Raw genomic sequence first — 12,496 nt, 5'->3', positions numbered from 1 at the left:
TTTTTAATTCAGCCGGTGGCAGTATTTGGCTATTTTATGAAACAGGTCGTTTGGATTGAACGGCTTGGTAACGTAATCGTTGATACCGGCACTAATGGCCCGGTCGCGGTTGCTGTAGGTGGCCGAAGCGGTCAGGGCAATCACCGGTATTTCTGAATTGGTTTCCCGGATTTGCTGCGTCGAGGTATAACCGTCCATCACCGGCATCTGGAGATCCATCAGAATCAGGTCGTAGGAACCAGCCAGAAATTTCTCCAGCCCGATCAACCCGTTCTCCGCCACATCCACCGATACGCCCCACCGGCTTAAAAATTTCAACGCAACTTTTACATTAACCGGATAATCTTCTACCAGCAACACCCGGATGCCTTTCAGCGTCTGATCGTTGATGGTGTCGGTCGGCAGATTGTAGGTCTGTTTGACGGTGAAACCGATGCGTAGATCAAGCGTAAAAAAGAATTTAGCCCCTTTTCCGGCCTCGCTTTCTACCTCAATCTTGCTGCCGTGCATTTCCAGCAGGCGTTTGGTAATAACCAGCCCCAGGCCGGTGCCCCCAAACTCCCGGGTTGTGGCCGAATTGGCCTGGGTGAACATCTCGAAAATGACCTGTTGTTTCTCGGGCGAAATCCCGATTCCTGTATCCTGTACCGAAACATAAATGGAGGCTACTTCATCGTCCTTTTTCAGCAGCGACAGTTCGATGGTCACCGTGCCCTGTTTCGTAAACTTGATGGCGTTGGAAACCAGGTTGGACAACACCTGCCCAATCCGCAACGAATCGCCCACAAGAATATCGGGGATATCGTCGTCGACCATCAGCTTAATCCGCGTTCCGCTTTCCTCGGCCTTGAACTGATGGGCCCGTTTGATATTGGAAACCAGATGTTTAAAATCGAAATTATTCTCTTCCAGCTCTACTTTACCGGCTTCGATCTTACTGAAATCCAGAATATCGTTGATCAGCGCGTGCAGGTGTTCAATCGAAAACTGAAGGGTCTTGAGGTTCTCGGCCAGCGCGGGCGGAACTTCCTCCTGACTCATCAGGTACGTCATGCCGACAATGCCGTTGAGAGGAGTCCGAATTTCGTGACTCATCATCGACAAAAACTCCGATTTGGCCAGCGTGGCGTTTTCGGCAATTTCCTTGGCCGTCCGCAGTTCCTGTTCAATCTGCTTGCGGTGTTCGATTTGCCGTTGCAGAAAATCAACCAGCGTAACGAGGTTTTCGGGGCCAAACTCCGGTATTTCATCCCCTTCGGGCGTTTCTAGTGACTGAATGGCTTCAATCAGCTTTTCTTCCGACTGCCGACGCTGGCTGATTTCTTCCTTCAGTTTCTGGTTGATGGAAGCATACTCCCGTTCGTTCAGAAACGACGAATGCTCAAACAACTCCTTATCCCGGTCAAAATTGTGATACGAATCGTTCACGGCTTTAAGAAACTGCTGAAACCGTTCGTGTTGCAGGCATTCTTCCGTCAGGTGTTTATTAATTTGCCGGGCCAGCAGTTTATGCAGATTAGTTGCGTCCATCGGTTCAGTTTTCGGAAAAGACGGTTACGGTCATGGTTTGATTGTGAAGTTCGCAACGGGTGTTCAGGGGCGAAATTTCACCGTATGAATAAAAACCCGTCATGACAGCATCGCGGCCAAACACTTCACGGGCCACTTCTACTTCTTCTTCGGTTCGCTGGCCTAAAACCAGCTTACGCCCTACGCAGCTAATCAAAATGGCCAGTTCAGGGGTAAAATTCAGTTGTTTCATGGAAGTCTGAGCCGCCGTGGCCGACGCGTCAATGAGCCGGTCCAGATTGGCCGTCATAAAGCGAATCAGGGCTTTCTCCGGCATATCGCCCGCAAACGTCATACTTCGGGCGGCTTCATCAATCGTCAGAATCGTTCGGACCAGCGGCTCGGATTCGTTGTTGGCCCGCATCGACAGGGGAAAAAGAAAGGCAGCCGCAGGCAGATTTTCGGCGTATTTTCCTAAATATTCCTTGTATAAATCCAGCGCGTGCTTGTCGTCGATTTGGTACAGTATATTGTAATTCGCTTTCGTCACTTCGCGTTCCGGGCCAAATACGTCCCAGCCGCCCATCGAACCGTGTCCGATTTTCAGATGCTGACCGTAAAAGCCGATGCCGACAATTTTACCAGCCGCCGGATTTTGGTTCAGGCCCACCAGCGTCCGTTCAAAACGGGCGGCATCCCCCGCCAGCCCTCCTGAAATCGGAATGGGGCGCGGTAAAAGTTCATTCAGAGCCCGGGTCAGGTCACTGCCATTCACCTTTCCGCCGTCGGAAATCAGAAACAGGGCAGCCAGATCGGGCGCGTCAAGGGCCCCGGCTATTTTCTGTCCGGCCTGATAACTCTCGGTATGCTTGTTAATATCGATCTGAACCGTCTGAATCCGGGTTTTCTCAAATTCGATGGCGGTTATGACGACCGAATCGTCATGAACTTTATCCAGGTAAATTTCACCCGATGTCGAATTGATAATAATATCCGCAACCGGAAACCGCAACCGCAGTTCATCGTACAAATTTAGCTTTTCCAGGAGAAACCGTTCGCCGAATGCCAGTACCAGTTGAGCGTTCGCAGCAGAAAAACCCGGCGTTTCCGATAAAAAATTCCATGCCTGATTTTGATACACGGATTGATTCAGTTTCATTCGTCTAGCAACCAGTAAAAGTGAGGTAGGTACTATACTCAACTGCCTACTGCCAAGGCAGTAACTTACAAATAGGACAGTGCAAAAAATGTACTACATCCGCCTATTCAGCGCCATTACTCAGCCGAACGGGCAATTATTTTTAAAGTCCCGCCCTGCCAGCAATCCGGTTTGTATCAGGACGTAAGAATCGGCGGCTAACCGGTCAACTTGTAATCAGAACGCCATAAAAAACCGGCCAAAGACAACGCTACTTCTGCTGCTCAATGGCTATCAAGCAAAGAACGAGATGAAAATCCGTATCTAAAAAGTAAAACCGCTCTGCGAGCGGTCGGCCACCAGACAATGAGTAGAAATAGGCAAAAACCGTGCTAAATCCTCCAGAAAATGGGGATTCACAGAAATAAAGAAATGGGACCCAGCGGGAGTAAAAAAGGATAGGGACACTGCCCGTTACTGATTTTCGAGCGGCAGTTCCATTTGATAGATATCAGCAAAACACTCCTGCAATTCATGCACATAATACAGATACCGGCGACTGCTTACACACAGCCAGCAGTTCAGTCCCGGCACTAATTTCAAATCCTGAAAATACCAGAATGTACGGTGTGCATCCGGCTTGAAACCAAATAAGGTTAACCATTGCTTAGTCAACCGAATGGGCTGCGGGCGGTGGTGCGGCAGGATTTCCTGTAACAACTTTTCGGTAAACAGCGTCGGTTCATTTCCGACATAATAATATCGGCCTGCTTGGGGAGAGCTGATATTCATGATATAGATGGTTATTTGCGATCCGTGCGCAAAAGATCGCCTGCTTAAATACGTCGAGTAAAATCGGTGCTGAAAGATAGCGATTTTTTAATAGTCTGATCATTTAGGGCGCTTGGCGGACAAAAAAACCGTTTTTTATCGAGTTAACGGTCATTTTTACGAAAACCGCAACGGGCTAAAAGCACTTATTTCCAACTCCGGCGTACGGTTTCCGATGCAATCTGCCACCAGCTTTCCCGTGGCCGGTCCCAGGCTAACGCCCATCATACCGTGCCCTGTCGCCAGCGTCAGGTTTTCAAAACCCGTCATCCGACCGATATACGGTAAGCCGTCGGGTGAGCAGGGGCGCAATCCGCTCCACACTTTCGATACGTCCGGCAAGTCGGCGGGTAACTCCGGGTAATAATTCTGAATGGAGTTAACAATTCCCCGCACCCGGTTCATGTTCACCGACAGGTCCGTTCCGGCCACTTCGAGCGTTCCGGCAAACCGCAAATCCGGCCCCATCGGCGTAGCCGTCGCGCGGGCTTCGAGCATAATGGCCGGAACTCGGATGTTCGGTTGCTGATTCTGCACCATAAAACTGTAGCCCTTACCTCCCTGCAACGGCAGTGACACGCCCAACAGCCGCGTCAGCCCCGGCGACCAGGCTCCGGCGGCAATCACCAGTTCATCAACGGAATATTCGGCAGCCGTTGTCCGCACCGACGTAATGCGGGAACCCGACCGACCAAAACCGGTAACTTCCTGCCCTTCCATCACAGTTACACCCTGCTTTTTCAGATAACCCACCAGCGACCGGATCAATTGGCCCGGATTCAAATGGGCATCACCGGGGAAATAAACCGCCCCCCGCACATTTACCCGAACGTTCGGCTCCAGTTCCTGCACCTGCGCTCCGGACAATTGCCGGGCTTCAATACCCGCCCGGTTGGCAACCTCGGCTTCTTCGGCCATTTCGTGTTCAGCCGATGCGGTTTTGTAAAGCATCAACAAACCCACTTCCTCCCAGCCAAACGATAAACCGTCGGTCCGGGCCAGTTCCTGATAAAGTTTTTTGCTCAACAGACTAATGTCCCGCAAAGCCGGAATGGACCGCTCCACGTGTTCGGGGGTCGAGTGTTTGTAAAACAGCCAGCCCCAGCGCAGCAGATCGGCACTCAGACGCGGTTTGATGTAGAACGGACTGGTCGGACGCATCAGCATCCGCATTCCTTTGGCGATCATGCCCGGCTGCGCCAGCGGAATAATGTGGCTCGGCACGATCATCCCGGCATTCCCGAACGAGCAGCCGTCGGTAATGGGATTTTTATCAAAAACCGTTACCCGATACCCGGCTTTGTTCAGGTAATACGCGGAGCATAACCCGATCACCCCGCCCCCAATGATGCCGATGTGTTTCATATTACCTGAAAACCGTGTACGTACGGATCGTCCTCGTCCAGAATAAGGTGGTTGTAACCGTGAATAATCGCCCAGCCCTCGATGCTCGGCACAATAGCCGACTTCCCCGCCAGTTCGGTTTCCTGCTCAATCCGGCCCGTAAAAATGGAACCAATGATGCTTTCGTGCACAAAATCCTGACCGGGTTTGAGCCAGCCTTTGGCGTACCACTGCGCCAGCCGTGCCGAGGTGCCGGTGCCGCAGGGCGAACGGTCGATGGCCTTATCGCCGTAAAAAACCGCATTGCGAGCCGTCGATGTAGTCGCCAGCGGTTCACCCGTCCACAAAATGTGGCTCAGACCGTTGATCGTCGGGTTTTCGGGATGCACAAAGCTATATTGCTCATTCATCCGCTGCCGCATCACCCGCGCCCAGGCAATGAGCTGTTCGGCCTTGAAATGCTGCAAGCCGGGGAAATTGGGTTGCGGGTCTACGATGGCGTAAAAATTGCCGCCATAGGCCACGTCCACCGTCAGCGTCCCCAACTCCGGACACTCGACCGTCAGGTTTTCAGCCGCCAGATACGACTTGACGTTGGTAATCTTGACGGATTTTACCTTCCGGCCTTCCTGACGGTATTCAGCGCGCACCAGTCCGGCGGGGACTTCGAGGTTCAGGACACCCGGCGTTTTTGGAACCACCAAGCCCTGCTCAATAGCCACCGTAACCGTACCGATGGTGCCGTGGCCGCACATGGGCAGACAGCCCGAGGTTTCGATGAACAGCACGCCCACGTCGTTGGCCGGGTCGGTTGGCGGATACAGAATACTGCCCGACATCATATCGTGTCCGCGCGGTTCAAACATCAGACTCTTCCGAATCCAGTCGTAATCGCGCAGAAAATGCTGCCGCTTTTCGCTCATGGTTGCCCCGGTCAGGTGCGGAATGCTGCCCCCCGTTACCACCCGCACCGGATTGCCGCAGGTGTGCGCGTCGATGCAGAAAAAATGATAATTCATAAAACTGGTTAAAAACCGTTTTTTCAGAATGCGTAGAGAGAAATGTTACGCCGTTTGCAGGCTGGGCCGAACGGCCAGGGCCGCTTCAATGATGCCCAAAACCCGTTCCCGTTCTTCGCCCACCAGCGTCAGGCGGGGTGCGCGGACGTATTCGGAACCGATGCCGGTAGCCGTTGCGGCCAGTTTGATGTATTGCACAAGTTTCGGCTGAATGTCCAATTCCAGCAGCGGCATAAACCAGAAATACAAGCTCCGGGCTTCGTCCATCCGGCCCGCTTTCACCAGATCATACAGTGTAACGGTTTCCAGCGGGAACGCATCGACCAGACCGGCCACCCAGCCATCGGCACCCGCCGACAGCGATTCCAGCGCGAGCGTATCCACCCCACCGAGCAGCCGGTAACGGTCGCCGAACGCATTCCGCATCCGGGCGATGTTGGTCAAATCGCGGGTCGATTCCTTGACAGCCTGAATATTGGACAGCTTGGCCAGTTCTTCAAACATGGTCACGGTGGTCATGATCTTGTAATCGATCGGGTTATTGTAAATCATGATCGGCAGCGACGTTTCCTGGGCAATCGCCTTGAAAAACTCAACGGTTTCGCGGGCGTCGGCAAAATACCGCATGGGCGGCAACAGCATCAGGCCGTCGGCTCCTTTTTCTTCCGCTTCCCGCGCGCCCCGCACGGCTTCACGGGTGGTGGTTTCAGCAATGTTCATAATCACCGGTACCCGGCCATTGACGGTTTCCAGCGCCGATTCCAGCAACGCCACTTTTTCTGAACCGGTCAGCGTGCTGACTTCCCCCAGCGATCCGGCAATGATCAGTCCGTGTACGCCAGCGTCGAGCTGGGCGTGAAGATTTTTGACAAACAGCGGAAGATCGAGTTCATCGGAAGCCGTAAACGGCGTCAGGAGCGCAGGGTAAACACCTTGCCAGCGTACAGAAGTTGCCATGAGATTTGAGGATAAATCAGTTTAACGAAATAGAGAGTAGTTGGACAATTCAGCCAGAACAAAGTTGGTAAATTAATGAGGGCGCTACTACACAAAGATTGATTAGTTCTAGTATTTTTTTTGCCAGTTTGATCAATTAACCATAAAAAATTGACCAATCAAGTATCAATTCCCATTTCTTTTGTTACTTTGTTTCACTTCATCACCCTAACAACCGACTCCTCCATGACGCTATGCTCCACGACGGCTTTCTGTTTCGATTCCTGCTTTAGCCTAGTCTGATGAAGCCGCTGCTGTTTCGGGTTCCAACGGTAGATGATCGCTCGTTTCGGGTGCAGGTCGACGACGGCCCGCATTTTTATGACCGGCTTCATTTTCATCCGGAATTGCAGCTGACGTTAATCAAGGAAAGTGTGGGAACGCAGGTTGTGGGCGACCGCATCGACCGGTTTCGGCCTTATGACCTTTTATTACTAGGGGCTAACCTGCCGCACGTTTTCCGGAATGATCCCGACTATTTTATACCGGATACGCCCCACCGGGCTTTGTCGTACTCGGTTTATCTGCGACCAGAGCATCTCAAACAAACGGTTTTCGGAATGCCCGAACTCGACCACCTCGACCCGCTCTTTCAGGAAGCCCGGCACGGTGTTCGGATTCGCTTCAACGAAGCGGCTTTTCTAACGACCCGCATGGAACAGTTGCACAAGCTCCGGCCTTTCGAGCAGTTGATGACGCTGCTGACGGTTCTCGACGGCATGGCATCCGACCCCCGGCGCGAGATTCTGTCCATTACGGCTTACGAGCAGGCCCGGCGCCCCGACGATCACCAGCGGCTCGATAATGTCTTTACCTATATTCTGAACCACTATGCCGCTCCCATTACGCTGGAAGAAGTAGCCGCTCAGGCCCACCTGACGCCCAGTGCGTTTTGCCGGTTTTTTCGACTTCATACCCGAAAAACGTTTTCGCAATTGCTCAATGAGGTACGGATTGAACACGCCTGCCGCCTGTTACAGGAATCGAAATTGCCCATCAGCCAGATTGCCTTTTCGTGTGGTTACACCAACTTATCCAATTTTAACCGACAGTTTAAACTCATTACCCACCTGACACCAGGACAATACGTTAAAGCCCTTTTTTAAAGTTATGACGCTAAATTTCAGAATCTTATTTTTCATCTGCATTCTGTTTACTGGTTTTACTCAGACTTTGCAGGCTCAGTTCCAGAGCATCCGCTGGACACCCGACGGCAAGGCGTATCTGTCGTCCAACCGGGAATCCATCCTGCGGACCGATGTGGTATCCGGACGTGAAACACCGCTGGTTACGAAAGAACAACTAACGCCGTCAGGATCCGGAAAACCGTTGAGCATCGCCGGCTTTGCGTTCAACCCGGATTCATCAGTGGTTTTGATTTTCACGAACACCGCCCGCGTCTGGCGGTATAACAGCCGGGGCGATTATTACCTGCTCAACCGGAAGACAAATCAATTGCGGCAGGTCGGAAAAGGCCAGCCGAGCCAGTCGTTGCTCTACGCCAAGCTGTCGCCCGATGGTACAAAAGTGGCTTATGTGAGTAAGAACAATCTGTTTGTGGAGGATGTGGTAAGTGGCCAGACTACGCCACTGACCACTGACGGTACCCGTAAACGCATCAACGGCACATTCGACTGGGCCTACGAAGAAGAATTTGGTTGCCGTGACGGTTTTCGCTGGAGTCCGGACAGTAAGCAGATTGCCTACTGGCAAATTGACGCCAGTGCCATCCGCGATTATCTGATGCTGAATACCACCGATTCGATCTATTCCCGCGTTATCCCCGTTGAATATCCGAAAGTGGGCGAATCACCGTCACCGGCCCGCGTGGGAGTGGTACAGGCTACCGGCGGTGAAACCCGTTGGCTGGCTATTCCGGGCGATCCGCAGCAACACTATCTGGTCCGGATGGAGTGGTTTCCGACGGGCAATGACCTGATTATTGAGCAGTTGAATCGTAAACAAAACCAAAGCATTCTGTTCGTGGCTCAGCCGTCCAGTGGTTCTATTACTCCTATTCACCGCGAAAACAGCGACACCTGGATTGATGCCGAAGCCGTAGCACCGGGAGGCTGGCCGTGGCTCGAAGGAGGTAAATCGTTTGTCTGGGTATCCGAAAAAGACGGCTGGCGGCATCTCTACCAAGTAAGTCGCGACGGCAAAAAAGAAGTCCTGCTCACGCCGGGTTCGTACGACATCGCCAGCATCAGTTCCATTGACGAACGAAATCGCTACATCTATTTCATCGCTTCGCCTTCCAACCCCACCCAACGGTATTTGTTCCGTACTAAAATGGACGGCAAAGGCAAGCTGGAACGTCTTTCTCCGGTCAATCAGGTTGGTACGCATTCCTACAATATGGCCCCCGGTGGACAGTTTGCCCTGCATTCGTTCAACAGTCACCTAACGCCGATGACGAGCAACTGGATTCGGCTGTCCGATCATCAGGTGCTGCGAGCCGCTACATCCCGTCCGGCAGCCAATGCACAAACACCCCGGAATGTGGAGTTTTTCAAGGTAAAAACTGACGACGGTATTACGCTGGACGGTTGGATGCAGAAACCCGCCAATTTCGATAGCACCAAGAAATATCCGGTGGTTTTTTACGTCTACGGCGAACCCGCCAGCACAACCACGAATGACGTATTTTCGGCGGGTTACAACAACCTCTTCGACGGCGATATGGCCAAAGCCGGTTACTGCTACGTTGCCCTGGACAACCGCGGAACCCCCTCGCTCAAGGGCACAGCCTGGCGCAAAGCCATATACCGGCAAATCGGACGGATCAATGTGCGCGATCAGGCGATGGGTGCTAAAAAGCTTTTCGAACAACGCGCTTATCTGGATACGAGCCGGGTAGCCGTCTGGGGCTGGAGCGGGGGCGGTTCTACGACCCTTCATCTGCTGTTTCAATATCCGCAGATTTACAAAACCGGTATTTCTATCGCGGCTGTTGGCAACCAGCTCTTTTACGATAATATCTATCAGGAACGGTATATGGGCTTACCGCAGGAAAACCGGGAGGATTTTGTGGCCGGGTCCCCCATCACCTACGCCAAAAATTTGCGGGGTAATCTGCTCTACATCCACGGCACGGGTGACGACAATGTTCATTATTCCAATGCCGAAGTCTTGATTGACGAGTTAGTGAAGCACAACAAGCAATTCCAGGTCATGCCGTACCCGAACCGCACGCACAGCATTTCCGAAGGCGAAGGGACTAACCAGCACCTTCGTACTCTTTACACTAGGTACTTGCTGGAGCACTGCCCTCCGGGACCGCGTTAATGGCCACTACCTGAAGTTTCTTTTTGTCTTAAAACCCTCATGATGAATACGCTCCATAAAATAGTCTGGCTCTTCGCGGGTCTGTTTATATCCCTAACGGTCTCGGCCCAAAAGTTTGCGTTTACGCACGATGACACGCTGCGTGGTTCTATTACCCCAGAGCGAATCTGGTGGGATTTGGCCTATTATCATTTGCAGGTAAAACTCAACACCGCCGACAGTGCAATCAGTGGTAGCACCACCATTCGATACCGGGTTTTACAACCCAACCAAATCATGCAGGTCGATCTTCAGCGTCCGCTAAAGGTTCAAAAAGTTATTCAGGATGGAAAAGAACTGGCTTTCCGGCAGGACGGCAACGCCTATTTTATTACGCTTCAGAAAAAACAGGTTACCGGAAAAACCGAATCCGTTGAAGTCTACTATGCCGGACAGCCCAGAAAAGCCAAACGTGCGCCCTGGGATGGTGGTTTTGTCTGGAAGCGTGACAAAGCCGGTAAATGGTTTATCGCCACGGCCTGCCAAGGTTTAGGGGCCAGTTCGTGGTGGCCGTGCAAAGATCACATGTACGACGAGCCCGACAGTATGCTGATCAGCGTAACCGTTCCGAAAGACCTTACCGATGTTTCTAACGGGCGGCTGCGTCGGGTTACGGAGCATAACGACGGTACGCATACGTTTGACTGGTTTGTTAGCAATCCGATCAATAATTACGGTGTCAATCTCAACGTAGGCGATTACATCCACTGGTCGGATACGTTACAAGGCGAAAAAGGGAAACTGGATCTGACGTTCTATGCACTGAGTGAACACGAAGATTCGGCGCGTCGGCAGTTTCAGCAGGTAAAACCGATGCTCAGAGCTTTTGAACACTGGTTTGGGCCTTATCCTTTTTACGAAGACGGTTATAAGCTGGTTGAAACGCCATATCTAGGTATGGAGCACCAAAGTTCCGTAACGTATGGCAACCGCTTCCAGAACGGTTATTTAGGAAAAGATTTGTCCGGTACGGGTTTTGGCCTGCTGTGGGATTTCATCATTATCCACGAATCCGGTCATGAATGGTTTGCCAATAACATCACATATAAGGATGTGGCCGATATGTGGATACACGAAAGTTTCACCAATTATTCCGAGAATCTGTATACCGAATATTATTATGGCAAAGATGCCGGAGCCGCTTATGTAACAGGTTGCCGCGCCTTGATTCGCAATGACCGGCCGATTGTTGGTATTTATAATGTGAATCATTCCGGTTCCGGCGACATGTATTATAAGGGTGGCAATTTGTTGCATACCATTCGTCAAATTATTGGCGATGACGAGAAGTGGCGGGCGATCCTGCGGGGCATGAACAAAACGTTTTACCATCAAACCGTAGAAGGAAAGCAAATAGAGGAATACATTAGCCACCAATCGGGCATCAACTTTCAGAAGGTTTTTGATCAGTACCTGCGTGACACCCGCATTCCGACGCTGGAATACCGTCTTGTTAACAATAAGCTACAATACCGCTGGACGAATTGTGTAAGTGGTTTTGACATGCCGTTGCAGGTCTGCTTCAACCAAACCGGTCCTAACACACTTCTTAAGCCAACCACCCAGTGGCAAACGTTGCCCACGCCGGGCGTTACCGCTCTGACCAGTGATCCGAATTATTATGTCTTGGTTCGCCCCCTTGTTCAGGCCAAACCTTAATAAGGCTTGAAATTCTATTCTCCTGACAAAAGAAACAGTACCTAATGAGCTTTTATATGCTGTCCGTAAGCTTAAAGCGACCCTGTTGAGGCATGTGAGCCACTAAGTATCATCAGAGCAACGTCTTAAAAAGATTGATTAATAGTGCAGTCAGACGTACGACATAACGACATGACCGTTGGTTGAAAATACCAGCCACCGGTAGATAGGCATGCCCGGCTTTCCAAAACCATAAACAGCTGTCATTAAGCTCTTTTGATTTTGTCTGGTAGCTAGCCAAAATGAAGGAACAAAAAAAGTCCGCATCTCAACCGATGCGGACTTGGAAAAAATCTGTGGTGGCGGTAACCTACTCTCCCGGAAGTGACTCCAGTACCATCGGCGTAACGGGGCTTAACGGCTCTGTTCGGTATGGGAAGAGGTGTTCCCCCGCACCCTTACCACCATCCCAGCTCTTGCGTTGGACATCCCTAAGGATGACCACAACGTATGGTAGTTTCTTTTTTAGCTCTTTAAGAAGAAAGAGATTCACAATCACAAGCCCTGACCAACAAGGTCTACTGCTACGGCCTTCAGGTCATTAGTACGGCTCGGCTGTAACGGTCTCCCGTCCTGCACCTGCCGCCTATCCACGTCATCGTCTCTAACGTCCTTCAACAGAAGACTCATCTCC

9 protein-coding genes and 2 rRNA genes are annotated in these 12,496 nt (G+C 51.6%); 3 read left to right on the top strand and 8 right to left on the bottom strand.

Annotated features, from left to right (window positions below):
* Nucleotides 1–3: 3 nt before the first annotated feature.
* The 6 genes from LX87_RS19205 to LX87_RS19180 all read right to left on the bottom strand — a co-directional run bounded on the left by LX87_RS19205 (nucleotide 4) and on the right by LX87_RS19180 (nucleotide 6,798).
* Complete coding sequence (locus tag LX87_RS19205; protein WP_111629911.1) at nucleotides 4–1,530, bottom strand: ATP-binding protein; 1,527 nt, start codon at nucleotides 1,528–1,530, stop codon at nucleotides 4–6.
* 4 nt (nucleotides 1,531–1,534) lie between these two features.
* Nucleotides 1,535–2,668 (bottom strand): FIST signal transduction protein, encoded by a 1,134-nt coding sequence (locus tag LX87_RS19200; RefSeq protein ID WP_111629910.1) that lies wholly within the window; start codon nucleotides 2,666–2,668, stop codon nucleotides 1,535–1,537.
* A gap of 453 nt (nucleotides 2,669–3,121) precedes the next feature.
* Nucleotides 3,122–3,439, bottom strand: a complete 318-nt coding sequence (locus LX87_RS19195; protein ID WP_111629909.1) for a hypothetical protein — start codon at nucleotides 3,437–3,439, stop codon at nucleotides 3,122–3,124.
* 156 nt (nucleotides 3,440–3,595) lie between these two features.
* Nucleotides 3,596–4,843 carry an NAD(P)/FAD-dependent oxidoreductase gene (locus LX87_RS19190; protein WP_111629908.1) on the bottom strand — a complete coding sequence of 416 codons (1,248 nt, stop codon included), beginning with the start codon at nucleotides 4,841–4,843 and terminating at the stop codon, nucleotides 3,596–3,598.
* Nucleotides 4,840–5,841: a 4-hydroxyproline epimerase gene (locus LX87_RS19185; RefSeq protein WP_111629907.1), complete on the bottom strand. Its 1,002-nt coding sequence runs from the start codon at nucleotides 5,839–5,841 to the stop codon at nucleotides 4,840–4,842. The genes LX87_RS19190 and LX87_RS19185 overlap by 4 nt, the downstream gene beginning before the upstream one ends.
* A 45-nt stretch (nucleotides 5,842–5,886) precedes the next feature.
* A complete protein-coding gene (locus LX87_RS19180; RefSeq protein ID WP_111629906.1) occupies nucleotides 5,887–6,798 on the bottom strand; it encodes a dihydrodipicolinate synthase family protein in 912 nt (303 codons plus the stop codon).
* Between the two features lie 281 nt (nucleotides 6,799–7,079).
* On the opposite strand from LX87_RS19180, the gene LX87_RS19175 reads away from it, so the two are divergent.
* Genes LX87_RS19175 through LX87_RS19165 form a run of 3 tightly spaced genes read left to right on the top strand, consistent with a single transcriptional unit; the run spans nucleotide 7,080 to nucleotide 11,823 of the window.
* Nucleotides 7,080–7,943: an AraC family transcriptional regulator gene (locus tag LX87_RS19175; RefSeq protein WP_111629905.1), complete on the top strand. Its 864-nt coding sequence runs from the start codon at nucleotides 7,080–7,082 to the stop codon at nucleotides 7,941–7,943.
* A 4-nt stretch (nucleotides 7,944–7,947) separates the two neighbouring features.
* On the top strand, nucleotides 7,948–10,125 hold the full coding sequence (locus LX87_RS19170) for a S9 family peptidase (RefSeq protein ID WP_111629904.1): 2,178 nt from the start codon (nucleotides 7,948–7,950) through the stop codon (nucleotides 10,123–10,125).
* A gap of 39 nt (nucleotides 10,126–10,164) precedes the next feature.
* Nucleotides 10,165–11,823 (top strand): M1 family metallopeptidase, encoded by a 1,659-nt coding sequence (locus LX87_RS19165; RefSeq protein ID WP_111629903.1) that lies wholly within the window; start codon nucleotides 10,165–10,167, stop codon nucleotides 11,821–11,823.
* 336 nt (nucleotides 11,824–12,159) lie between these two features.
* Here LX87_RS19165 and rrf read toward each other — a convergent pair.
* Both rrf and LX87_RS28980 read right to left on the bottom strand, forming a co-directional pair.
* Nucleotides 12,160–12,271 (bottom strand): 5S ribosomal RNA (rrf, locus tag LX87_RS19160).
* Between the two features lie 111 nt (nucleotides 12,272–12,382).
* Nucleotides 12,383–12,496: ribosomal RNA gene (locus LX87_RS28980) — 23S ribosomal RNA — on the bottom strand; the annotation flags it as partial.

The sequence above is a fragment of the Larkinella arboricola genome, assembly GCF_003259745.1.
GTDB classification, from domain to species: domain Bacteria; phylum Bacteroidota; class Bacteroidia; order Cytophagales; family Spirosomataceae; genus Larkinella; species Larkinella arboricola.
The sequence above is the reverse complement of the archived record's forward strand: the minus strand, read 5'-3'. Positions and strand labels throughout refer to the sequence as shown.

Bases quoted from the DNA above. Each gene is read 5' to 3' on its own strand.
- LX87_RS19175 (WP_111629905.1), top strand. From the start codon at position 7,080: ATGAAGCCGCTGCTGTTTCGGGTTCCAACGGTAGATGATCGCTCGTTT.
- LX87_RS19165 (WP_111629903.1), top strand. From the start codon at position 10,165: ATGATGAATACGCTCCATAAAATAGTCTGGCTCTTCGCGGGTCTGTTT.
- LX87_RS19200 (WP_111629910.1), bottom strand. From the start codon at position 2,668: ATGAAACTGAATCAATCCGTGTATCAAAATCAGGCATGGAATTTTTTA.
- LX87_RS19185 (WP_111629907.1), bottom strand. From the start codon at position 5,841: ATGAATTATCATTTTTTCTGCATCGACGCGCACACCTGCGGCAATCCG.
- LX87_RS19190 (WP_111629908.1), bottom strand. From the start codon at position 4,843: ATGAAACACATCGGCATCATTGGGGGCGGGGTGATCGGGTTATGCTCC.
- LX87_RS19195 (WP_111629909.1), bottom strand. From the start codon at position 3,439: ATGAATATCAGCTCTCCCCAAGCAGGCCGATATTATTATGTCGGAAAT.
- LX87_RS19170 (WP_111629904.1), top strand. From the start codon at position 7,948: ATGACGCTAAATTTCAGAATCTTATTTTTCATCTGCATTCTGTTTACT.
- LX87_RS19180 (WP_111629906.1), bottom strand. From the start codon at position 6,798: ATGGCAACTTCTGTACGCTGGCAAGGTGTTTACCCTGCGCTCCTGACG.
- LX87_RS19205 (WP_111629911.1), bottom strand. From the start codon at position 1,530: ATGGACGCAACTAATCTGCATAAACTGCTGGCCCGGCAAATTAATAAA.